Here is a 22,733-nt window from a genome sequence, read left to right on the forward strand (position 1 = left end):
AACTCAAAAAAGAGCTTACTCGATGATTTTAGCTACAACGCCAGCACCAACGGTACGGCCGCCTTCACGGATAGCGAAGCGCAGACCGTCTTCCATTGCGATGGTTTTGATCAGGGTAACAGTCATTTGAATGTTATCGCCTGGCATTACCATTTCAACGCCTTCTGGCAGTTCGCAGTTACCAGTCACGTCAGTAGTACGGAAGTAGAACTGTGGACGGTAGCCTTTGAAGAACGGAGTGTGACGACCGCCTTCTTCCTTGCTCAGAACGTAAACTTCTGCGGTGAACTTGGTGTGCGGCTTAACGGTACCTGGCTTAACCAGAACCTGACCACGTTCAACGTCATCACGCTTGGTGCCGCGCAGCAGTACGCCGCAGTTCTCGCCAGCACGACCTTCGTCGAGCAGCTTGCGGAACATTTCAACACCGGTGCAAGTGGTAACGGTGGTGTCACGCAGACCAACGATTTCCAGCGGGTCTTGAACGCGAACGATACCACGCTCGATACGACCAGTCACAACAGTACCGCGACCCGAGATCGAGAATACGTCTTCGATTGGCATCAGGAATGGCTTGTCGGTCAGACGAACTGGTTCTGGGATGTAGCTGTCCAGAGTTTCAACCAGTTTACGAACGGCAGTGGTGCCCATTTCGTTGTCGTCTTTGCCTTCCAGCGCCATACGAGCAGAACCGATGATGATCGGAGTGTCGTCGCCTGGGAAGTCGTAAGTGCTCAGCAGATCGCGCACTTCCATCTCAACCAGTTCCAGCAGCTCAGCGTCGTCTACCAGGTCAGCCTTGTTCAGGAAAACCACGATGTACGGAACGCCTACCTGACGGGACAGCAGGATGTGCTCACGGGTTTGTGGCATCGGACCATCAGCGGCCGAGCAAACCAGGATCGCGCCGTCCATCTGGGCAGCACCAGTGATCATGTTCTTCACATAGTCAGCGTGACCTGGGCAGTCAACGTGAGCGTAGTGACGAATCTTCGAGTTGTACTCGACGTGCGCGGTGTTGATGGTGATACCACGAGCTTTTTCTTCTGGTGCGCTGTCGATTTTATCGAAATCAACGATTGCGGAACCGAATACTTCGGAGCAAACGCGAGTCAGAGCAGCAGTCAGAGTGGTTTTACCGTGGTCAACGTGACCGATGGTGCCAACGTTGACGTGCGGTAGGGAACGATCAAATTTTTCTTTAGCCACGACAATTAACTCCTTGCCTAAAGGACTGAATCAGCCTTGTTTTTTGGATACAGTTTCAGCGATGTGCGCCGGAGCTGTGTTGTATTTTTTGAATTCCATAGAGTAGCTTGCGCGACCCTGGGACATGGAGCGAACGTCGGTCGCATAACCGAACATCTCACCCAACGGAACCTCGGCGCGAATCACTTTGCCGGAAACCGTGTCTTCCATACCCAAGATCATGCCGCGACGACGGTTAAGGTCGCCCATGACATCACCCATATAGTCTTCAGGTGTAACAACTTCTACCGCCATGATTGGCTCAAGCAACTCACCACCGCCCTTCTGGGCCAGTTGCTTGGTTGCCATGGAAGCAGCCACCTTGAACGCCATCTCGTTGGAGTCGACGTCGTGGTAAGAACCGTCAAAAACGGTTGCTTTCAGGCCGATCAGCGGATAGCCGGCGACAACACCGTTCTTCATCTGCTCTTCGATACCCTTCTGGATAGCAGGGATGTATTCCTTAGGAACAACACCACCTACTACTTCGTTCACGAATTGCAGACCTTCCTGACCTTCGTCAGCAGGAGCAAAACGGATCCAGCAGTGACCGAACTGACCACGACCGCCGGACTGACGAACGAACTTGCCTTCGATTTCACAGTTCTTCGTGATGCGCTCACGATAGGAAACCTGAGGCTTACCGATGTTGGCTTCGACGTTGAACTCACGGCGCATCCGGTCAACCAGGATGTCCAGGTGCAACTCGCCCATGCCGGAGATGATCGTTTGACCAGTCTCTTCATCAGTCTTGACGCGGAAAGATGGATCTTCCTGAGCAAGTTTGCCCAGAGCGATACCCATTTTTTCCTGGTCATCCTTGGTCTTAGGCTCTACGGCAACCGAAATAACCGGCTCCGGGAAGTCCATACGAACCAGGATGATTGGCTTAGCAGCGTCGCACAAAGTCTCACCAGTGGTGACGTCCTTCATGCCGATCAGGGCCGCGATGTCACCAGCGCGCACTTCCTTGATCTCTTCACGGGCGTTTGCGTGCATTTGCACCATACGACCCACGCGCTCTTTCTTACCTTTAACCGAGTTGATCACGCCGTCGCCGGAGGCCAACACGCCCGAGTAAACGCGGACGAAAGTCAAGGTACCCACGAATGGGTCGGTTGCGATCTTGAACGCCAGAGCCGAGAACGGCTCGCTGTCATCGGCGTGACGCTCCATCTCTTCTTCCTCGTTATCAGGGTTGGTACCCTTGATAGCAGGAATGTCGGTTGGAGCAGGCAGGTAGTCGATAACGGCGTCGAGAACCAGGGGAACACCCTTGTTCTTGAAGGAAGAACCACAAACAGCCAAGACGATCTCACCAGCGATAGTACGCTGACGCAGAGCGGCCTTGATTTCCGCGTTGGTGAGTTCTTCACCTTCGAGGTACTTGTTCATCAGCTCTTCGCTGGCTTCGGCAGCAGCCTCAACCATGTTGTTACGCCATTCGTCAGCCAGCTCCTGCAGTTCAGCAGGGATAGGCTTACGAACAGGAACCATACCTTTGTCGGCGTCATTCCAGTAGACGGCTTCCATGGCGATCAAATCGATCTGGCCCTGGAAGTTATCTTCGGAACCGATTGCCAATTGAATTGGCACCGGAGTGTGACCCAGACGCTGCTTGATCTGACCGATCACGCGCAGGAAGTTGGCACCAGCACGGTCCATCTTGTTTACGTAAACAAGACGTGGAACGCCGTATTTGTTGGCTTGACGCCATACGGTTTCCGACTGAGGCTCAACACCCGAGGTACCGCAGAACACAACGACAGCGCCGTCGAGTACACGCAGGGAACGTTCAACTTCAATAGTGAAGTCTACGTGGCCCGGGGTATCGATAACGTTGAAGCGGTGCTCGTCTTTGTACTGCTTCTCGGAACCTTTCCAGAAGGCGGTAATAGCAGCAGAAGTAATGGTAATACCACGCTCCTGCTCCTGAACCATCCAGTCTGTGGTCGCGGCGCCGTCATGCACCTCGCCCATCTTGTGACTTTTGCCGGTGTAAAAAAGGACGCGCTCGGTGGTGGTGGTTTTACCAGCATCCACGTGAGCAACGATACCAATGTTACGGTAGCGATTAATCGGTGTAGTACGAGCCATAAAGCCCTCGCAAATTGAGTGACGCTGGATTTAGAAGCGGTAGTGCGAGAAAGCCTTGTTAGCTTCAGCCATACGGTGCACGTCTTCACGCTTCTTAACAGCAGCGCCTTTACCTTCAGCAGCGTCCAACAGTTCGCCAGCCAAACGCAGAGCCATAGACTTCTCGCCACGCTTACGGGCGAAGTCTACCAACCAGCGCATTGCCAGGGCGTTACGACGGGACGGACGAACTTCAACCGGAACCTGGTAAGTAGCACCGCCTACACGGCGCGACTTCACTTCGACCAGCGGAGCGATGGCGTCGAGAGCTTTCTCGAAGATTTCCAGGGGGTCGCTGTTCTTGCGTTCTTTAACCTTTTCCAGCGCGCCATAAACGATACGCTCGGCAACGGCTTTCTTGCCGCTTTCCATCACGTGGTTCATGAACTTGGCCAGGATTTGGCTTCCGTATTTTGGATCGTCAAGCACTTCGCGCTTGGCTGCTACGCGTCTTCTTGGCATGGATAAGCCCTCAAACGGTCTTCAGGTTCGCTCGGAATCGGTGCCCTTTCGGGACGCCTCCGACCTTACTCTTATCGACTCAGAAAATAAGATGATTCAGTTTTACAAAAAGCCGCTACTACTTAGGCTTCTTGGTACCGTACTTCGAACGACCCTGGTTACGACCTTTAACGCCGGAAGTATCCAAGGAGCCGCGTACGGTGTGGTAACGAACACCTGGCAAGTCTTTTACACGACCGCCGCGGATCAGTACCACGCTGTGCTCTTGCAGGTTGTGGCCTTCACCGCCGATGTACGAGGAAACCTCGAAACCGTTGGTCAGACGCACACGGCATACTTTACGCAGTGCCGAGTTAGGTTTTTTCGGCGTAGTGGTATACACGCGAGTGCATACGCCACGACGTTGCGGGCAGTTCTGCAGCGCAGGTACGTCGGATTTCTCGACGATACGCTTACGCGGCTGACGTACCAGCTGGTTGATAGTTGCCATCTACTAGCTCCACTGTTGTCTTGCGACGCTATTGTCTTGCAAGAAAAGCAAAATGGCAGGAACGAATTCCCGCCAAATTTAGGGGTACAAGAGTCTAAAGAGGATCTTGCCCCCAGTCAAGGCAAGGCCCCGACCTCCCCTCTCAACGAACCGGGGCAAAACTGCCTCGATCCGACGAATGGGGGCTGCCAGGGCCCAGACTTATTTATCGCAGAACTCAGTTACCGCTTGAGTTCAGCGCTTCGGTCAGTGCAGCTTCCACTTCACTGGCGCTTACGCGCAACGGCTTGTCAGCATCACGGCGGCGCTTGCGCTCGCTGTGGTAAGCCAAACCGGTACCGGCTGGGATCAGACGACCCACAACCACGTTTTCTTTCAGGCCGCGCAGGTAATCGCGCTTGCCGGTTACCGCTGCTTCGGTCAGTACGCGAGTGGTCTCCTGGAAGGAGGCCGCCGAGATGAACGACTCAGTGGACAACGACGCCTTGGTGATACCCAGCAGTACACGAGTAAATTTGGAAACAAATTTCTCGTCGGCTGCCAGACGTTCGTTTTCTACCAGTACGTGAGTCAGTTCCATCTGGTCGCCCTTGATGAAACTGGAATCGCCGGATTCAGCGATTTCAACTTTACGCAGCATCTGACGCAGGATGGTCTCGATGTGCTTATCGTTGATCTTCACGCCTTGCAGACGGTAAACGTCCTGGATCTCGTTAACGATGTACTTGGCCAGCGCACTCACACCCAGCAGACGCAGGATGTCGTGTGGATCGCTCGGACCGTCGGAGATAACTTCGCCGCGGTTTACCTGTTCGCCTTCGAACACGTTCAGGTGACGCCACTTCGGAATCAGCTCTTCATACGGATCGCTACCGTCGTTCGGGGTAATGACCAGACGGCGCTTGCCCTTGGTCTCTTTACCGAACGCGATGGTGCCGCTGACTTCAGCCAGAATCGACGCTTCTTTCGGACGACGAGCTTCGAACAAGTCGGCAACACGCGGCAGACCACCGGTGATGTCACGGGTCTTCGAAGTCTCTTGCGGGATACGCGCGATAACGTCACCGATCGCGATCTTCGCACCATCCGCTACACCGACCAGGGCGTTGGCTGGCAGGAAGTACTGAGCGATTACGTCAGTGCCTGGCAGCAACAGATCCTTGCCGTTGTCATCGACCATCTTCACGGCAGGACGGATGTCTTTACCGGCAGCTGGACGATCTTTCGCGTCGAGGACTTCAATGTTGGTCATACCGGTCAATTCGTCAGTCTGACGCTTGATCGTGATGCCTTCTTCCATGCCCACGTAGGTCACGGTACCTTTCATTTCGGTAACGATTGGGTGAGTGTGCGGATCCCACTTGGCCACGATTGCGCCAGCGTCGACCTTGTCACCTTCTTTAACCGAAATCACAGCACCATACGGCAGCTTGTAGCGCTCACGCTCACGACCGTAGTCATCAGCGATTGCCAGCTCACCGGAACGGGACACCGCAACCAGGCAACCATCCACTCGCTCAACGTGCTTGAGGTTGTGCAGGCGGACGGTACCGCCATTCTTCACCTGAACGCTGTCGGCTGCGGAGGTCCGGCTTGCCGCACCACCGATGTGGAATGTACGCATGGTCAGCTGGGTACCCGGCTCACCGATGGACTGGGCAGCGATAACGCCGACCGCTTCACCGATGTTCACCTGGTGACCACGAGCCAAGTCACGGCCATAGCACTTGGCGCAAATGCCGAAGCGGGTTTCGCAGCTGATCGGCGAACGAACGATCACTTCGTCGATGCTGTTGAGTTCGATGAACTCGACCCACTTCTCGTCAACCAGGGTGCCGGCAGGAACGATAATTTCCTCGGTACCCGGCTTGAATACGTCACGGGCAATAACACGGCCCAATACGCGCTCACCCAGCGGCTCTACAACGTCACCGCCTTCAATGTGCGGTGTCATCAGCAGGCCGTGCTCGGTGCCGCAATCGATCTCGGTTACAACCAGATCTTGTGCAACGTCTACCAGACGACGAGTCAGGTAACCGGAGTTAGCGGTTTTCAACGCGGTATCCGCCAGACCTTTACGAGCACCGTGAGTAGAGATGAAGTACTGAAGTACGCTCAAACCTTCACGGAAGTTCGCAGTAATCGGCGTTTCGATGATGGAACCGTCCGGCTTGGCCATCAGGCCACGCATACCGGCGAGCTGACGGATCTGCGCAGCAGAACCCCGTGCGCCCGAGTCGGCCATCATGTACATCGAGTTGAAAGACTCTTGATCGACTTCTACGCCATGACGGTCGATAACCTTCTCTTTCGAGAGGTTAGCCATCATCGCCTTCGACACTTCGTCGTTGGCCTTGGACCAAAGGTCGATCACTTTGTTGTACTTCTCGCCCTGGGTTACCAGGCCGGAGGCGTACTGGCTTTCGATCTCTTTCACTTCATCGGTGGCAGCACTGATGATGCGGGCTTTTTCATCCGGGATAACGAAGTCGTTAACACCGATGGAAACGCCGGAAATGGTCGAATAGGCAAAACCGGTGTACATCAACTGGTCAGCGAAGATCACGGTCTCTTTCAGACCAACCACGCGGTAGCACTGGTTGATCAGCTTGGAGATCGCCTTTTTCTTCATCGGCAGGTTGACGACGTCGTAAGACAAACCTTTTGGCACAACCTGGTACAACAGCGCACGGCCGACAGTGGTGTCGACGATACGGACATTGCTCACGCTGCCGCCGTCACGGTCGTTCACGGTTTCGTGAATCCGCACTTTGACCTTGGCGTGCAGTGCGGCTTCGCCGGCACGGAACACACGGTCAACTTCCTGCAGGTCAGCGAACACACGACCTTCGCCCTTGGCGTTGATCGCTTCACGGGTCATGTAGTACAGACCCAGTACAACGTCCTGCGACGGAACGATGATTGGCTCACCGTTAGCTGGCGACAGGATGTTGTTGGTCGACATCATCAACGCACGCGCTTCCAACTGGGCTTCCAGTGTCAGCGGTACGTGCACGGCCATTTGGTCGCCGTCGAAGTCGGCGTTGTACGCAGCACAGACCAGAGGGTGCAGCTGGATAGCCTTACCTTCGATCAGTACCGGTTCAAACGCCTGGATACCCAGACGGTGAAGGGTCGGTGCACGGTTGAGGAGAACCGGGTGTTCGCGGATCACTTCAGCGAGAACGTCCCAAACCTCTGGCAGTTCGCGCTCGACCATTTTCTTGGCCGCTTTGATCGTGGTCGCGAGACCGCGCATTTCCAGCTTGCCGAAGATGAACGGCTTGAACAGCTCAAGGGCCATCTTCTTAGGCAGACCGCACTGGTGCAGACGCAGGGTCGGGCCTACGGTAATTACCGAACGACCGGAGTAGTCAACACGCTTACCGAGCAAGTTCTGACGGAAACGACCTTGCTTACCCTTGATCATGTCAGCCAGGGATTTCAGAGGACGCTTGTTCGAACCGGTGATAGCGCGGCCACGACGACCGTTGTCGAGCAGGGCATCGACGGCTTCTTGCAACATACGCTTTTCGTTGCGCACGATGATGTCCGGAGCGGACAGATCGAGCAGGCGCTTCAAGCGGTTGTTACGGTTGATCACGCGGCGGTACAGGTCGTTGAGGTCGGACGTCGCGAAACGACCACCGTCCAACGGTACCAGCGGACGCAGGTCTGGCGGCAGAACCGGCAGAACGGTCAGCACCATCCACTCTGGCAAGTTGCCGGAACCCTGGAAGGCTTCCATCAACTTCAGACGCTTGGACAGCTTCTTGATTTTGGTTTCGGAGTTGGTTTGCGGAATTTCTTCACGCAGACGGCCAATCTCGTGTTCCAGGTCGATAGCGTGCAGCAGTTCGCGGACAGCTTCGGCACCCATGCGGGCATCGAAATCGTCGCCAAACTCTTCCAGCGCTTCGAAGTACTGCTCGTCGTTCAGCAGCTGACCTTTTTCAAGGGTGGTCATGCCTGGATCGATAACGACATAGCTCTCGAAGTAGAGAACGCGTTCGATATCACGCAGGGTCATGTCCATCAGCAAGCCGATACGGGACGGCAGCGATTTCAGGAACCAGATGTGGGCAACCGGCGAAGCCAGTTCGATGTGCGCCATGCGCTCACGACGAACCTTGGCCAGTGCAACTTCAACGCCGCACTTCTCGCAGATCACACCACGGTGCTTCAAGCGCTTGTACTTACCGCACAGGCACTCGTAATCCTTTACCGGGCCAAAGATCTTGGCGCAGAACAGGCCGTCACGCTCGGGTTTGAACGTACGGTAGTTGATGGTTTCCGGCTTTTTAACTTCACCGAACGACCACGAACGGATCATCTCAGGCGATGCCAGTCCAATACGGATGGCGTCGAACTCTTCGACTTGACCCTGGTTTTTCAGCAAATTCAGTAGGTCTTTCAAGGCCTTTCCTCCTGGCGGAGCAGAGAGCGGGCCAAATAGCCCCGCTCTCGATTCGCGTCACGTGTTATTCGGTTTCCAGATCGATATCGATGCCGAGGGAACGAATTTCTTTGATCAACACGTTGAAGGACTCGGGCATGCCCGGCTCCATACGGTGATCGCCGTCCACGATGTTTTTGTACATCTTGGTCCGACCGTTCACATCGTCCGACTTCACTGTGAGCATTTCTTGCAGAGTGTAAGCAGCACCGTATGCTTCCAGTGCCCAGACCTCCATCTCCCCGAAACGCTGACCACCGAACTGAGCCTTACCACCCAGCGGCTGCTGGGTAACCAGGCTGTACGAACCGGTAGAACGAGCGTGCATCTTGTCGTCTACCAAGTGGTTCAGCTTCAGCATGTACATGTAGCCAACAGTAACCGGGCGCTCGAACTTGTTGCCGGTGCGGCCGTCGAACAGCTGCATCTGGCCGCTTTCGGGCAGGTCTGCCAGTTTCAGCATGGCCTTGATTTCGCTTTCCTTGGCACCGTCGAACACCGGGGTAGCCATTGGAACGCCGCCGCGCAGGTTCTTCGCCAGATCCAGGATTTCCTGGTCGGAGAAGGTATCCAGCTCTTCTTTGCGGCCGCCGATCTCGTTGTAGATCTCGTGCAGGAACTTGCGCAGGTCAGCAACCTTGCGCTGCTCTTCGATCATACGGTTGATCTTCTCGCCCAGACCTTTGGCCGCGAGGCCCAGGTGGGTTTCGAGGATCTGACCAACGTTCATACGCGAAGGTACGCCCAACGGGTTGAGGACGACGTCGACCGGGGTGCCATTGGCATCGTGCGGCATGTCTTCAACCGGCATGATCACGGAGACCACACCCTTGTTACCGTGACGACCGGCCATCTTGTCGCCCGGTTGGATGCGGCGACGGATTGCCAGGTAAACCTTGACGATTTTCAGCACGCCTGGAGCCAGGTCATCGCCCTGCTGCAGTTTGCGCTTCTTGTCTTCGAACTTGTCGTCCAGCAGACGGCGGCGATCGACGATGTAGGCCTGGGCCTTCTCGAGCTGCTCGTTCAGAGCGTCTTCAGCCATGCGCAGTTTGAACCACTGGCCGTGCTCAAGACCGTCGAGGACTTCGTCGGTGATGTCCTGACCTTTCTTCAGGCCCGCGCCGCCTTCGGCCTTGTGGCCTACCAGAGCGGAACGCAGACGTTCGAAGGTCGCGCCTTCAACGATACGGAACTCTTCGTTCAGGTCCTTGCGGATCTCGTCGAGCTGGGTCTTCTCGATGGACAGCGCACGAGCATCACGCTCAACGCCGTCACGGGTGAAGACCTGTACGTCGATGACAGTACCTTTGGTACCGGTCGGTACGCGCAGGGAGGTGTCTTTAACGTCGCTGGCTTTTTCACCGAAGATGGCACGCAACAGCTTCTCTTCCGGAGTCAGTTGGGTCTCGCCTTTCGGAGTGACCTTACCGACCAGGATGTCGCCTGCGCCAACTTCAGCACCTACGTAAACGATACCGGCTTCGTCCAGCTTGTTCAGTGCAGCTTCACCCACGTTCGGGATGTCTGCAGTGATTTCCTCTGGCCCAAGCTTGGTATCACGCGCCACACAGGTCAGTTCCTGGATGTGGATCGTGGTGAAGCGGTCTTCTTGAACCACACGCTCGGACAGGCAGATGGAGTCTTCGAAGTTGAAGCCGTTCCACGCCATGAACGCGATACGCATGTTCTGGCCCAGCGCCAGTTCACCCATGTCGGTGGACGGGCCGTCAGCCATGATGTCGCTGCGCTGAACGCGATCACCCTTACGCACCAGCGGACGCTGGTTGATGCAGGTGTTCTGGTTCGAGCGGGTGTATTTGGTCAGGTTGTAGATGTCGACACCGGCTTCGCCAGTTTCAACTTCGTCATCGGCAACACGCACCACGATACGGCTGGCATCAACGGAGTCGATCACGCCGCCACGACGAGCCACGACGCAAACGCCGGAGTCACGGGCTACGTTACGCTCCATGCCGGTACCTACCAGCGGCTTGTCAGCACGCAGGGTCGGTACAGCTTGACGCTGCATGTTGGAACCCATCAACGCACGGTTGGCGTCATCGTGTTCCAGGAACGGGATCAGCGACGCGGCGACCGAAACTACCTGCTTGGGCGATACGTCCATCAAGGTGACGTCTTCCGGCGCCTTGACGGTGAACTCGTTCAAGTGACGAACAGCTACCAGCTCGTCGACCAGGACTTTCTTCTCGTTCATCGTGGCCGAAGCCTGGGCGATCACGTGATCGGCTTCTTCGATGGCGGACAGGAATACGATCTCGTCGGTGACCAGAGCGTCTTTCACCACACGGTACGGGCTCTCAAGGAAGCCGTACTGGTTGGTGCGCGCATAGGCGGCCAGGGAGTTGATCAGACCGATGTTCGGACCTTCCGGCGTTTCGATCGGGCAAACACGACCGTAGTGCGTCGGGTGTACGTCACGGACTTCGAAGCCAGCACGCTCACGGGTCAGACCGCCCGGGCCCAGTGCAGATACACGGCGCTTGTGGGTGATCTCGGAGAGCGGGTTGTTCTGGTCCATGAACTGCGAGAGCTGGCTGGAACCGAAGAACTCTTTCACCGCCGCAGCCACTGGCTTGGCGTTGATCAGGTCTTGCGGCATCAGGCCTTCGCTTTCAGCCATCGACAGACGCTCTTTGACCGCACGCTCAACACGTACCAGGCCAACGCGGAACTGGTTCTCGGCCATTTCGCCTACGCAGCGAACACGACGGTTACCCAGGTGGTCGATGTCATCGACGATGCCTTTGCCGTTACGGATGTCGACCAGAGTCTTCAGGACCGCAACGATGTCTTCCTTGCACAGCACGCCCGAACCTTCGATCTCGGTACGACCGATACGACGGTTGAACTTCATCCGGCCGACCGCAGACAGGTCATAGCGCTCAGGGCTGAAGAACAGGTTGTTGAACAGGGTTTCGGCAGCGTCTTTGGTCGGTGGCTCGCCAGGACGCATCATGCGATAGATCTCGACCAGCGCTTCCAATTGGTTGCTGGTGGAGTCGATCTTCAAGGTGTCGGAGACGAACGGACCGCAGTCGATATCGTTGGTGTACAAGGTCTCGATGCGAACAACCTGGGCCTTGGCGATTTTTGCCAGGATCTCGGTGTTCAGCTCGGTGTTGCACTCAGCCAGGATTTCGCCTGTGGCCGGGTGAACGATGACCTTGGCGGTCGTGCGACCCAGGACGTAGTCCAGAGGCACTTCCAGCGACTTGATACCGGCTTTTTCGATCTGGTTGATGTGGCGCGCAGTGATACGGCGGCCGGCTTCAACGATGACCTTGCCATTTTCGTCCTGGATATCCAGGACAGCAATTTCACCACGCAGACGCGAAGCGATCAGTTCCAGGCTGAGGGTTTCGTCCTTCAGGCTGAACACGTTGGTGGTGTAGAAAGCATCAAGCACTTGCTCAGTGGTATAGCCGAGCGCGCGCAGCAGTACCGAGGCCGGCAGCTTGCGACGACGGTCGATACGCACGAACACGCAGTCTTTCGGGTCGAACTCGAAGTCCAACCACGAACCACGGTACGGAATGATCCGCGCGGAGTACAGGAGCTTACCGGAGCTGTGCGTCTTGCCGCGGTCGTGGTCGAAGAACACGCCCGGGGAACGGTGCAGCTGGGAAACGATAACACGCTCGGTACCGTTGATAACGAAGGTACCGTTTTCAGTCATCAATGGGATTTCGCCCATGTAGACTTCTTGCTCTTTGATGTCCTTGATCGCTTTGTTCGACGATTCTTTGTCGAAAATGATCAGACGGACTTTTACCCGCAAAGGTACGGCGTACGTAACACCGCGCAACACGCATTCTTTGACATCAAATGCCGGTTCGCCCAGGCGATAACCGACGTACTCCAGCGCAGCATTGCCGGAGTAGCTGATGATCGGGAAAACGGATTTGAAGGCCGCATGCAGGCCCACGTCGCGGAACTGATCTTTGGTCGCTCCCGCCTGCAAGAATTCACGATACGAATCCAGCTGGATAGCCAGAAGGTACGGGACATCCATGACGTCCGGCAACTTGCTAAAGTCCTTGCGGATACGTTTTTTCTCAGTATATGAGTAAGCCATCAGCGTTCCCCAGCTTGGTCACCTGCTTGTTTGGCCCTCCCGACGGGAGCAGCCAGAAAATCTTGCAAACCCCTTGGTTTGCACCACCGCACCGGGTGGCTACAGCACGTTAATGGCGGCGACCGAGTCGACAGCCAAGAACGGAAAAAGGCCGGTGGCAAGAGCCACCAGCCATCAGCCTTCAGCTTAACGCTTGGGCTGGAGACGCAAGGTCGATGCTTACTTCAGCTCGACTTTAGCGCCTGCTTCTTCCAGAGTTGCTTTGGCTTTGTCAGCTGCGTCTTTGGCAACAGCTTCCAGAACCATGGCAGGAGCGCCGTCAACTACAGCCTTGGCTTCTTTCAGGCCCAGACCGGTCAGTTCACGAACTGCCTTGATCACGTTTACTTTCTTCTCGCCAGCTTCCAGCAGCATGACGTTGAATTCGGTTTGCTCTTCAGCAACAGCAGCAACAGCGGCTGGGCCAGCGGAAGCAGCGGCAGCAGAAACGCCGAATTTTTCTTCGAAAGCTTTGATCAGCTCAACAACCTGCAGAACCGACATTTCAGCTACGGCGTTGAGGATATCTTCTTGGGAGATAGACATTATTGTATTTCCTGAATTGGGGGACGGCCTACGCGGCCATCGAAATAAACAAAAATACGCGAGAGAAAATGCTCAGCCTTAGGCTGCGGCAGCTTCTTTTTGCTCGCGAACTGCAGCCAGAGTACGAGCCAGCTTGCTGGTAGCGCCTTGAATCACGCTCATCAGTTGCGAAATAGCTTCGTCACGGGTCGGCAGTGTTGCCAGTACGTCGATTTGGTTAGCTGCGAGGAACTTGCCCTCGAACGCAGCTGCCTTGATCTCGAACTTGTCCTGACTCTTGGCGAACTCTTTGAACAAACGGGCAGCAGCGCCTGGATGTTCTTTGGAGAACGCGATCAGAGTCGGGCCGGTGAACACGTCGTTGAGGACACTGTATTCAGTGTCAGCAACAGCGCGTTTGAGCAGGGTGTTACGTACAACACGTACGTATACGCCAGCTTCACGAGCCTCTTTACGGAGTCCGGTCATAGCGCCTACTGTCACACCACGGGCATCAGCCACGACAGCGGACAGAGCAGCTTTGGCAGCCTCGTTGACTTCAGCGACGATGGCCTTCTTGTCTTCGAGATTAATTGCCACGGGTTTAACTCCTGCTTGTTACCGTTTCATCTGGCCGAAGCCGGATGTCGTTTTGGTGTCTGATTCGGTAAGGAACCGGGAGCACCATCTGCGTAGGCTTGAGGTTTAAGACTTGCGTCGCCTACGGTCTTGGATAGCCCCCGCCAGGCAGGGACCCCAATTTTTTCAATTGGCGCGATCGCTCACGCCAACTTGTGTCTTAACGTCCAGCGAGCCTTGGTCGATGACCAGACCTGGGCCCATAGTGGTGCTCAGGGTAACGCGCTTGACGTAGATGCCTTTCGAGGAAGCTGGTTTGATACGCTTCAGATCAGCGATCAGGGCTTCAACGTTTTCCTTCAGCTTGACGGCATCGAAGCCGACTTTGCCAACGGAAGTGTGAATGATGCCGTTTTTGTCGGTGCGATAACGAACCTGACCAGCCTTGGCGTTTTTAACCGCGGTAGCGACGTCTGGGGTTACGGTGCCGACTTTTGGGTTAGGCATCAGGCCACGTGGACCAAGGATCTGACCCAACTGACCTACAACGCGCATTGCATCCGGGGAAGCAATAACGACGTCATAGTTCAGGTCGCCGCCTTTCATTTCGGCAGCCAGGTCGTCCATGCCAACGCGATCGGCGCCGGCGGCCAGAGCAGCTTCAGCTGCTGGACCTTGGGTGAAGACAGCAACACGTACAGTCTTGCCAGTACCGTGTGGCAGCACAGTAGCGCTACGAACGACCTGGTCGGATTTACGTGGGTCAACACCCAGGTTCACAGCAACGTCAACCGACTCGCTGAACTTGACAGTCGACAGCTCGGTCAGCAGGGCAGCAGCGTCTACAAAGTTGTAGGCCTTGCCTGCTTCGATTTTGCCGGCGATAGCCTTTTGGCGCTTGGTCAGCTTAGCCATTACACACCCTCCACGTTAAGGCCCATGCTACGAGCAGAACCGGCGATGGTACGCACGGCTGCATCCATATCAGCTGCAGTCAGATCCGCGTTTTTGGTTTTCGCGATTTCTTCCAGCTGAGCACGAGTCACGGTGCCAACCTTAACGGTGTTAGGACGAGCGGAACCGCTAGTCAGACCAGCAGCTTTCTTCAACAGAACCGAAGCCGGGGTCGACTTGGTTTCGAAGGTGAAGCTACGGTCACTGTATACAGTGATGATCACTGGAGTCGGCAGACCTGGCTCAAGACCCTGAGTACGGGCGTTGAAGGCCTTGCAGAATTCCATGATGTTCACGCCGTGCTGACCCAGAGCTGGACCGACGGGTGGGCTAGGGTTGGCCTGAGCGGCCTTCACTTGCAGCTTGATGTAAGCGGTAATCTTCTTGGCCATGAGGCACTCCAATTACGGGTTCGAACGCCTCGAAAGGCTCCCCGGTTACTTGCGCGTTTATCCCAGTGACGACAAAACCCCACAGCCTAGGCTGCGGGGTTGGGATGCTTGCTCAGTTAGACCTTTTCGACCTGACTGAACTCCAACTCTACCGGAGTAGAGCGTCCGAAAATGAGCACTGCCACTTGGATCCGGCTCTTTTCGTAGTTAACTTCTTCGACGGTGCCGTTGAAATCAGCAAACGGACCATCGGTAACACGAACAACCTCACCTGGCTCGAACAACGTCTTCGGCTTAGGCTTGTCGCTACCGTCAGCAACACGACGCAGAATCGCTTCTGCTTCTTTGTCGGTGATCGGAGCAGGCTTATCGGCCGTACCGCCAATGAAGCCCATGACACGAGGGGTATCCTTGACCAAGTGCCAAGTACCTTCATTCATGTCCATCTGAACCAGCACGTAGCCAGGGAAGAACTTGCGTTCACTCTTGCGCTTCTGCCCATTCCGCATTTCAACCACTTCTTCAGTGGGAACCAGAATTTCGCCGAAGCCATCTTCCATGCCTGCCAGCTTTACGCGCTCCAGCAAAGAGCGCATAACATGCTTCTCGTAACCCGAGTAAGCATGCACAACGTACCAACGCTTAGCCACGGGACACCCTTAGCCAACAATCAAGGAAACAAGCCAGCCGAGCAGGGAATCAAGCCCCCACAACAGCAACGCCATAACCAGAACAACAGCCACAACAATCAACGTGGTCTGCGTGGTTTCTTGGCGAGTCGGCCAAACGACTTTACGAATCTCGGTGCGAGCTTCCTTTACCAGGACCGCGAAAGACTTGCCTTTGGCAGTCTGCAGGCCTACAAAGGCAGCTACAGCAGCGAGGGCGAGCAAAGCGAGTACGCGGTACAGGATCGGCGAAGCAGAATAGTACTGATTGCCAACAACGCCTACGACCACCAATGCGACTACAGCGAGCCACTTGACCAGATCGAAACGAGAGCTTTGAGCTTCAGCCTTAGGAGTCATCTATGAAGATCCTGTGAAAAGAAAGCCAGATACACCACGTGAATCTGGCAGGTCAGGAGGGAATCGAACCCCCAACCTACGGTTTTGGAGACCGTCGCTCTGCCAATTGAGCTACTGACCTAAAACAAAATCAGGCCGACCATTATGCAGGCCTGAAAAAGACTTTACAACAGCCAACCCCTAGAGACTTGAAACCAACCGGCGAAAACGCCCGCTACAACAGAATCAAGCCGAGATAGCCGTTAAAACAAAGGCAGATATTTTCATATCTGCCTTGTTATATGGAGCTCTTGAGCGGATTTGAACCGCTGACCTCACCCTTACCAAGGGTGTGCTCTACCAACTGAGCTACAAGAGCAAAACACGCTGCACAACCTGCAAACTTGGAGCGGGTAGCGGGAATCGAACCCGCATCATCAGCTTGGAAGGCTGAGGTTCTACCACTAAACTATACCCGCGGAGCTTGCAGCTCACGCTAAAAATGGTGGAGGGGGAAGGATTCGAACCTTCGAAGTCGTAGACGTCAGATTTACAGTCTGATCCCTTTGGCCGCTCGGGAACCCCTCCTAAGCGAGCCGGCATTCTACATCATGCCAGCCTTCTGTCAAGCATTTTCTCATTAAAAATATGAGGTTAGCTGCGTTGACCTTCGCTTCACACTGTAGGCCTTAAAGGTCTTCACTGCGAAGCGGGCGCCATTCTATGCAAACTATTCGAGAGTTGCAATGCCTTCGCACAGCATTATTTTATGTTTTAACTCATTGAATTCCTTAGCAAGGTTTTCAAACGGCAGATCCTCAGCCAGACGCCGGCTTTCAGGGGCCACACGAAGCCAGTAACCGGACGCTTCAGGTGTGCTCAACAGTTGAACCTTGACCTTTATATCCAGGCTCGTGAGGCGCTGCTCAAGCGACTGCGCCTGGCGCTGGTCGGCAAAGCCGCCGATGTATAAGCAGGTATTCTGCGCCTCGGGCGCTTTTGCTCGGTCACGCCGGGACACCGAGTCCGAGGACTCGCTTAGCAGTCGAATATCCTGCTGAGGGCCACGATACAGACTCAGGGGCGTGACATCCTTGGCGCGCAACGGCGCCTCTTGCTGATGCCAAACGTAATAGAAGGCATTAAGAACGAGTAAAAGTAAAAACAGCCAACGCATAAACACCTCAGGACAATGGACACGCCATGGCCAGACCAACGAAAACCAGGTCCGGGATCAACCGCGCCTGCGGCACGGCGTCCGAGACCAGATCAGCATCCCCACCCGTCAGGAATACGGTGAAATCATCACCCCAGTAGCTGCGGGCCAACTCGAGCTGGGTCAACACGAAGCCCCTGAGCATCAGCGTACAACCACGCTCGACAGCCTCCGCGGTCGTGCGCCCGGGGGAGAGCCGCTCCAGGGCACGCTCAGCCGCCGCGTCGTCGTAGCGTATCTTGCGGGTGTGCGTGCGCAACTGGTTGCGCATCAACGGCATGCCGGGGCAAATGAAGCCGCCCAGGTGCTGGCCGTCTGCCGCGATGAAATCGGCGGTGGCTGCGGTACCAAAATCGAGTACCAGGCACGCGCCCGAAGCCAACTTGAAGCCACCCAGCATCGCCAGCCAGCGATCAAGACCAAGGCGTTCGAAGTCTTGATAGCCATTGCGCACTCCAGCCATCTCACGCGCGGGGACAGCACAGGAGACGACAACACCGAAAGCCCCTTGCAAAGCCTCGACCAGCTTATTGGTCTCTTCTGAAGCCCGAACACTCACCAATCGGCAACGCGCCAACGACAGGCCTGGTAGCGCCGCCAGGCTTTCAATCAATGCGAGGTCCGACCCCACAACACCTTCGGCGCAAGCTTTCGCCTGATCCGATTCAAGTACGCGCCATTTGATAAAGCTATTCCCACAGTCGAGCTCAAGAATCATCACGCAACCTCAGGCTTAGCTCACCACCGCTGTATATTTTTTCAACACCATCGACGCTCAAACGCAACGCACCCTGGCGGTCGACCCCCAGAACCACCCCGTCAACCTGATTGACTCCAGCAATGAGGGACACCGCCCTGCCCTGCCATAAGTGATTCTGCTCCCACTCCTCCTGAAGCGCCGCAAAGCCGGAGGCGGCGTGTCGCTCCAAGTAACGTTGCAACTGCAGCCCCAGCCGCGCCACCAGTAGATTGCGATCTACGGGAGAGCCCGTTTCAAGCTGCACCGACGTCCACTGCTGATCGATTGCCGCGACTTTCTGCATATTTACGTTGATGCCGATCCCGAGCACAACGTGACAGATATCAGCAGGATCGCCGACCAACTCCAGCAGGATACCGGCAATTTTCTTCTGCCCCACCAAGACATCGTTTGGCCATTTCAAGGCAGCTCCTTGCACGCCCGACTCGCGCAAGGCCTGCATGACCGCAAGCCCCACAACCAGGCTCAGCCCCTCTAGCTGCCGCAGACCGCCCTCGATGCGCAGCACGAGGCTGTAATACACATTCTGAGCGAACGGGCTGACCCACTTGCGCCCCCGTCGACCTCGTCCGGCGCTCTGCTGCTCGGCGAGCACCAGGAATGGTGCCGCGCACCCCGCATCGACAAGGCGCAAGGCTTCAGCATTGGTGGAGTCAATGGAATCGGATATGTGGACGGGCCACGCCAGAGAAGGCGCCTTCAGCGCGATGTCTTCGGCATTCAAGAACACCAGCGGCGATGCCAATTGGTACCCCCTGCCACGCACTTTGTGGATGGGCAGGTTTAACTCAGCCTCAAGATGCTGAAGCTGCTTCCATACAGCACTGCGACTGACGCCCAGGGCAGCGCCCAGCGCTTCCCCGGAGTGGAATCGACCATCTTTCAGAAGTTTTAACAACGTCAGCATGCAAGTATCGCCTCACAATGAGGCACGCATGATAGCCATGCGCAGGGTCATTGCATAGAAAGGCCGGGCCTTAGCACTGACAGCCGTCGCAATGAACCACTTGACCCTTTCCGACCGCCCAAAACAAAACCCCTGTCTGCGTAAGCAAACAGGGGTTCTGGAATTTAATCTTGACGATGACCTACTCTCACATGGGGAAACCCCACACTACCATCGGCGATGCATCGTTTCACTGCTGAGTTCGGGATGGGATCAGGTGGTTCCAATGCTCTATGGTCGTCAAGAAATTCGGGTACTGAGTCGTGGCCAGCTGGCCTCGCTTCAGCAAATTGGGTATGTGATAGCTTTCGGTGTTTTGTAAGAGTCGAACTTTCGGTTCGTTTCGTCTTCACACACCGCAATCTGGTCTCTTTCGAGTTCGCAAATTGCTTGGGTGTTATATGGTCAAGCCTCACGGGCAATTAGTATTGGTTAGCTCAACGCCTCACAGCGCTTACACACCCAACCTATCAACGTCGTAGTCTTCGACGGCCCTTCAGGGGACTCAAGGTCCCAGTGAGATCTCATCTTGAGGCTAGTTTCCCGCTTAGATGCTTTCAGCGGTTATCTATTCCGAACATAGCTACCCGGCAATGCCACTGGCGTGACAACCGGAACACCAGAGGTTCGTCCACTCCGGTCCTCTCGTACTAGGAGCAGCCCCTCTCAAATCTCAAACGTCCACGGCAGATAGGGACCGAACTGTCTCACGACGTTCTAAACCCAGCTCGCGTACCACTTTAAATGGCGAACAGCCATACCCTTGGGACCGGCTTCAGCCCCAGGATGTGATGAGCCGACATCGAGGTGCCAAACACCGCCGTCGATATGAACTCTTGGGCGGTATCAGCCTGTTATCCCCGGAGTACCTTTTATCCGTTGAGCGATGGCCCTTCCATACAGAACCACCGGATCACTAAGACCTACTTTCGTACCTGCTCGACGTGTCTGTCTCGCAGTCAAGCGCGCTTTTGCCTTTATACTCTACGACCGATTTCCGACCGGTCTGAGCGCACCTTCGTACTCCTCCGTTACTCTTTAGGAGGAGACCGCCCCAGTCAAACTACCCACCATACACTGTCCTCGATCCGGATAACGGACCTGAGTTAGAACCTCAAAGTTGCCAGGGTGGTATTTCAAGGTTGGCTCCACGCGAACTGGCGTCCACGCTTCAAAGCCTCCCACCTATCCTACACAAGCAAATTCAAAGTCCAGTGCAAAGCTATAGTAAAGGTTCACGGGGTCTTTCCGTCTAGCCGCGGATACACTGCATCTTCACAGCGATTTCAATTTCACTGAGTCTCGGGTGGAGACAGCGCCGCCATCGTTACGCCATTCGTGCAGGTCGGAACTTACCCGACAAGGAATTTCGCTACCTTAGGACCGTTATAGTTACGGCCGCCGTTTACCGGGGCTTCGATCAAGAGCTTCGCGTTAGCTAACCCCATCAATTAACCTTCCGGCACCGGGCAGGCGTCACACCCTATACGTCCACTTTCGTGTTTGCAGAGTGCTGTGTTTTTAATAAACAGTCGCAGCGGCCTGGTATCTTCGACCGGCATGAGCTTACGGAGCAAGTCCTTCACCCTCACCGGCGCACCTTCTCCCGAAGTTACGGTGCCATTTTGCCTAGTTCCTTCACCCGAGTTCTCTCAAGCGCCTTGGTATTCTCTACCCAACCACCTGTGTCGGTTTGGGGTACGGTTCCTGGTTACCTGAAGCTTAGAAGCTTTTCTTGGAAGCATGGCATCAACCACTTCGTCATCTAAAAGATAACTCGTCATCAGCTCTCGGCCTTAGAATCCCGGATTTACCTAAGATTCCAGCCTACCACCTTAAACTTGGACAACCAACGCCAAGCTGGCCTAGCCTTCTCCGTCCCTCCATCGCAATAACCAGAAGTACAGGAATATTAACCTGTTTTCCATCGACTACGCTTTTCAGCCTCGCCTTAGGGACCGACTAACCCTGCGTCGATTAACGTTGCGCAGGAAACCTTGGTCTTTCGGCGTGGGTGTTTTTCACACCCATTATCGTTACTCATGTCAGCATTCGCACTTCTGATACCTCCAGCAAGCTTCTCAACTCACCTTCACAGGCTTACAGAACGCTCCTCTACCGCATCACTTACGTGATACCCGTAGCTTCGGTGTATGGTTTGAGCCCCGTTACATCTTCCGCGCAGGCCGACTCGACTAGTGAGCTATTACGCTTTCTTTAAAGGGTGGCTGCTTCTAAGCCAACCTCCTAGCTGTCTAAGCCTTCCCACATCGTTTCCCACTTAACCATAACTTTGGGACCTTAGCTGACGGTCTGGGTTGTTTCCCTTTTCACGACGGACGTTAGCACCCGCCGTGTGTCTCCCATGCTCGGCACTTGTAGGTATTCGGAGTTTGCATCGGTTTGGTAAGTCGGGATGACCCCCTAGCCGAAACAGTGCTCTACCCCCTACAGTGATACATGAGGCGCTACCTAAATAGCTTTCGAGGAGAACCAGCTATCTCCGAGCTTGATTAGCCTTTCACTCCGATCCACAGGTCATCCGCTAACTTTTCAACGGTAGTCGGTTCGGTCCTCCAGTTAGTGTTACCCAACCTTCAACCTGCCCATGGATAGATCGCCCGGTTTCGGGTCTATTCCCAGCGACTAGACGCCCTATTAAGACTCGCTTTCGCTACGCCTCCCCTATTCGGTTAAGCTCGCCACTGAAAATAAGTCGCTGACCCATTATACAAAAGGTACGCAGTCACCTAACAAAGTAGGCTCCCACTGCTTGTACGCATACGGTTTCAGGATCTATTTCACTCCCCTCTCCGGGGTTCTTTTCGCCTTTCCCTCACGGTACTAGTTCACTATCGGTCAGTCAGTAGTATTTAGCCTTGGAGGATGGTCCCCCCATATTCAGACAAAGTTTCTCGTGCTCCGTCCTACTCGATTTCATGACTAAGAGATTTTCGCGTACAGGGCTATCACCCACTATGGCCGCACTTTCCAGAGCGTTCCGCTAATCTCAAAGCCACTTAAGGGCTAGTCCCCGTTCGCTCGCCACTACTAAGGGAATCTCGGTTGATTTCTTTTCCTCAGGGTACTTAGATGTTTCAGTTCCCCTGGTTCGCCCCTTACACCTATGTATTCAGTGTAAGGTAACCATCTTATGATGGCTGGGTTCCCCCATTCAGACATCTCCGGATCAAAGTCTGTTTGCCGACTCCCCGAAGCTTTTCGCAGGCTACCACGTCTTTCATCGCCTCTGACTGCCAAGGCATCCACCGTATGCGCTTCTTCACTTGACCATATAACCCCAAGCAATCTGGTTATACTGTGAAGACGACATTCGCCGAAAATTCGAATTTCTCAATTAAGAGAACTCACAAATTTTACCTTAGCCTGATCCGTTACCAGTGAAAGTAACGTTCAGTCTATC

The 22,733-nt window shown here is 55.1% G+C and carries 15 protein-coding genes, 4 tRNA genes and 2 rRNA genes; all 21 read right to left on the reverse strand.

Going from position 1 to position 22,733, the window contains the following annotated elements:
- Nucleotides 1-15 precede the first annotated feature (15 nt).
- Nucleotides 16-1,209, reverse strand: coding sequence for an elongation factor Tu (tuf, locus tag MOQ67_RS28565; RefSeq protein WP_017848801.1), 1,194 nt, complete (start codon nt 1,207-1,209; stop codon nt 16-18).
- A 30-nt stretch (nt 1,210-1,239) separates the two neighbouring features.
- Nucleotides 1,240-3,345 carry an elongation factor G gene (gene fusA / locus MOQ67_RS28570; protein ID WP_017848800.1) on the reverse strand — a complete coding sequence of 702 codons (2,106 nt, stop codon included), beginning with the start codon at nt 3,343-3,345 and terminating at the stop codon, nt 1,240-1,242.
- A gap of 30 nt (nt 3,346-3,375) precedes the next feature.
- Nucleotides 3,376-3,846: a 30S ribosomal protein S7 gene (gene rpsG / locus MOQ67_RS28575; protein ID WP_002555493.1), complete on the reverse strand. Its 471-nt coding sequence runs from the start codon at nt 3,844-3,846 to the stop codon at nt 3,376-3,378.
- A 118-nt stretch (nt 3,847-3,964) separates the two neighbouring features.
- A complete protein-coding gene (rpsL, locus tag MOQ67_RS28580) occupies nt 3,965-4,336 on the reverse strand; it encodes a 30S ribosomal protein S12 (RefSeq protein WP_002555494.1) in 372 nt (123 codons plus the stop codon).
- Between the two features lie 217 nt (nt 4,337-4,553).
- The gene (gene rpoC / locus MOQ67_RS28585; protein WP_017848799.1) at nt 4,554-8,753 is read right to left on the reverse strand and encodes a DNA-directed RNA polymerase subunit beta'; all 4,200 of its coding nucleotides are present in this window, start codon (nt 8,751-8,753) and stop codon (nt 4,554-4,556) included.
- 64 nt (nt 8,754-8,817) lie between these two features.
- Nucleotides 8,818-12,891, reverse strand: a complete 4,074-nt coding sequence (rpoB, locus tag MOQ67_RS28590) for a DNA-directed RNA polymerase subunit beta (protein WP_017848798.1) — start codon at nt 12,889-12,891, stop codon at nt 8,818-8,820.
- 219 nt (nt 12,892-13,110) lie between these two features.
- Nucleotides 13,111-13,476 carry a 50S ribosomal protein L7/L12 gene (rplL, locus tag MOQ67_RS28595; protein WP_017848797.1) on the reverse strand — a complete coding sequence of 122 codons (366 nt, stop codon included), beginning with the start codon at nt 13,474-13,476 and terminating at the stop codon, nt 13,111-13,113.
- 78 nt (nt 13,477-13,554) lie between these two features.
- Nucleotides 13,555-14,055, reverse strand: coding sequence for a 50S ribosomal protein L10 (gene rplJ / locus MOQ67_RS28600; RefSeq protein WP_016969477.1), 501 nt, complete (start codon nt 14,053-14,055; stop codon nt 13,555-13,557).
- A 165-nt stretch (nt 14,056-14,220) separates the two neighbouring features.
- Complete coding sequence (rplA, locus tag MOQ67_RS28605; protein WP_448675731.1) at nt 14,221-14,949, reverse strand: 50S ribosomal protein L1; 729 nt, start codon at nt 14,947-14,949, stop codon at nt 14,221-14,223.
- Nucleotides 14,949-15,380, reverse strand: coding sequence for a 50S ribosomal protein L11 (gene rplK, locus MOQ67_RS28610; protein WP_003176435.1), 432 nt, complete (start codon nt 15,378-15,380; stop codon nt 14,949-14,951). The genes rplA and rplK overlap by 1 nt, the downstream gene beginning before the upstream one ends.
- Nucleotides 15,381-15,496: 116 nt before the next feature.
- On the reverse strand, nt 15,497-16,030 hold the full coding sequence (gene nusG, locus MOQ67_RS28615) for a transcription termination/antitermination protein NusG (RefSeq protein WP_003176436.1): 534 nt from the start codon (nt 16,028-16,030) through the stop codon (nt 15,497-15,499).
- A gap of 9 nt (nt 16,031-16,039) precedes the next feature.
- Nucleotides 16,040-16,408, reverse strand: a complete 369-nt coding sequence (gene secE / locus MOQ67_RS28620; RefSeq protein ID WP_003194658.1) for a preprotein translocase subunit SecE — start codon at nt 16,406-16,408, stop codon at nt 16,040-16,042.
- Nucleotides 16,409-16,453: 45 nt separating this feature from the next.
- A tRNA-Trp gene (locus MOQ67_RS28625) sits at nt 16,454-16,529 on the reverse strand.
- Nucleotides 16,530-16,690: 161 nt separating this feature from the next.
- A tRNA-Thr gene (locus MOQ67_RS28630) sits at nt 16,691-16,766 on the reverse strand.
- 26 nt (nt 16,767-16,792) lie between these two features.
- Nucleotides 16,793-16,866: transfer RNA gene (locus MOQ67_RS28635), tRNA-Gly, on the reverse strand.
- Nucleotides 16,867-16,890: 24 nt separating this feature from the next.
- Nucleotides 16,891-16,975 (reverse strand) — tRNA-Tyr (locus MOQ67_RS28640).
- Between the two features lie 142 nt (nt 16,976-17,117).
- Nucleotides 17,118-17,564, reverse strand: coding sequence for a hypothetical protein (locus MOQ67_RS28645; protein WP_017848796.1), 447 nt, complete (start codon nt 17,562-17,564; stop codon nt 17,118-17,120).
- 7 nt (nt 17,565-17,571) lie between these two features.
- Complete coding sequence (locus MOQ67_RS28650) at nt 17,572-18,321, reverse strand: pantothenate kinase (protein WP_017848795.1); 750 nt, start codon at nt 18,319-18,321, stop codon at nt 17,572-17,574.
- Nucleotides 18,311-19,270: a bifunctional biotin--[acetyl-CoA-carboxylase] ligase/biotin operon repressor BirA gene (gene birA, locus MOQ67_RS28655; protein ID WP_017848794.1), complete on the reverse strand. Its 960-nt coding sequence runs from the start codon at nt 19,268-19,270 to the stop codon at nt 18,311-18,313. Before birA ends, MOQ67_RS28650 begins: the two co-directional genes overlap by 11 nt.
- 168 nt (nt 19,271-19,438) lie before the next feature.
- Nucleotides 19,439-19,554: ribosomal RNA gene (gene rrf / locus MOQ67_RS28660) — 5S ribosomal RNA — on the reverse strand.
- Between the two features lie 156 nt (nt 19,555-19,710).
- Nucleotides 19,711-22,602, reverse strand: a 23S ribosomal RNA gene (locus MOQ67_RS28665).
- Nucleotides 22,603-22,733: the final 131 nt, after the last annotated feature.

Source organism: Pseudomonas sp. LY-1 (assembly GCF_053502595.1).

What these genes read in the sequence shown, in the direction of transcription:
- fusA (WP_017848800.1), bottom strand. Translation starts at nt 3,345, where the DNA reads ATGGCTCGTACTACACCGATTAATCGCTACCGTAACATTGGTATCGTT.
- rpsG (WP_002555493.1), bottom strand. Translation starts at nt 3,846, where the DNA reads ATGCCAAGAAGACGCGTAGCAGCCAAGCGCGAAGTGCTTGACGATCCA.
- rpsL (WP_002555494.1), bottom strand. Translation starts at nt 4,336, where the DNA reads ATGGCAACTATCAACCAGCTGGTACGTCAGCCGCGTAAGCGTATCGTC.
- rpoB (WP_017848798.1), bottom strand. Translation starts at nt 12,891, where the DNA reads ATGGCTTACTCATATACTGAGAAAAAACGTATCCGCAAGGACTTTAGC.
- rplL (WP_017848797.1), bottom strand. Translation starts at nt 13,476, where the DNA reads ATGTCTATCTCCCAAGAAGATATCCTCAACGCCGTAGCTGAAATGTCG.
- rplA (WP_448675731.1), bottom strand. Translation starts at nt 14,949, where the DNA reads ATGGCTAAGCTGACCAAGCGCCAAAAGGCTATCGCCGGCAAAATCGAA.
- rplK (WP_003176435.1), bottom strand. Translation starts at nt 15,380, where the DNA reads ATGGCCAAGAAGATTACCGCTTACATCAAGCTGCAAGTGAAGGCCGCT.
- secE (WP_003194658.1), bottom strand. Translation starts at nt 16,408, where the DNA reads ATGACTCCTAAGGCTGAAGCTCAAAGCTCTCGTTTCGATCTGGTCAAG.
- MOQ67_RS28645 (WP_017848796.1), bottom strand. Translation starts at nt 17,564, where the DNA reads ATGCGTTGGCTGTTTTTACTTTTACTCGTTCTTAATGCCTTCTATTAC.
- MOQ67_RS28650 (WP_017848795.1), bottom strand. Translation starts at nt 18,321, where the DNA reads ATGATTCTTGAGCTCGACTGTGGGAATAGCTTTATCAAATGGCGCGTA.
- birA (WP_017848794.1), bottom strand. Translation starts at nt 19,270, where the DNA reads ATGCTGACGTTGTTAAAACTTCTGAAAGATGGTCGATTCCACTCCGGG.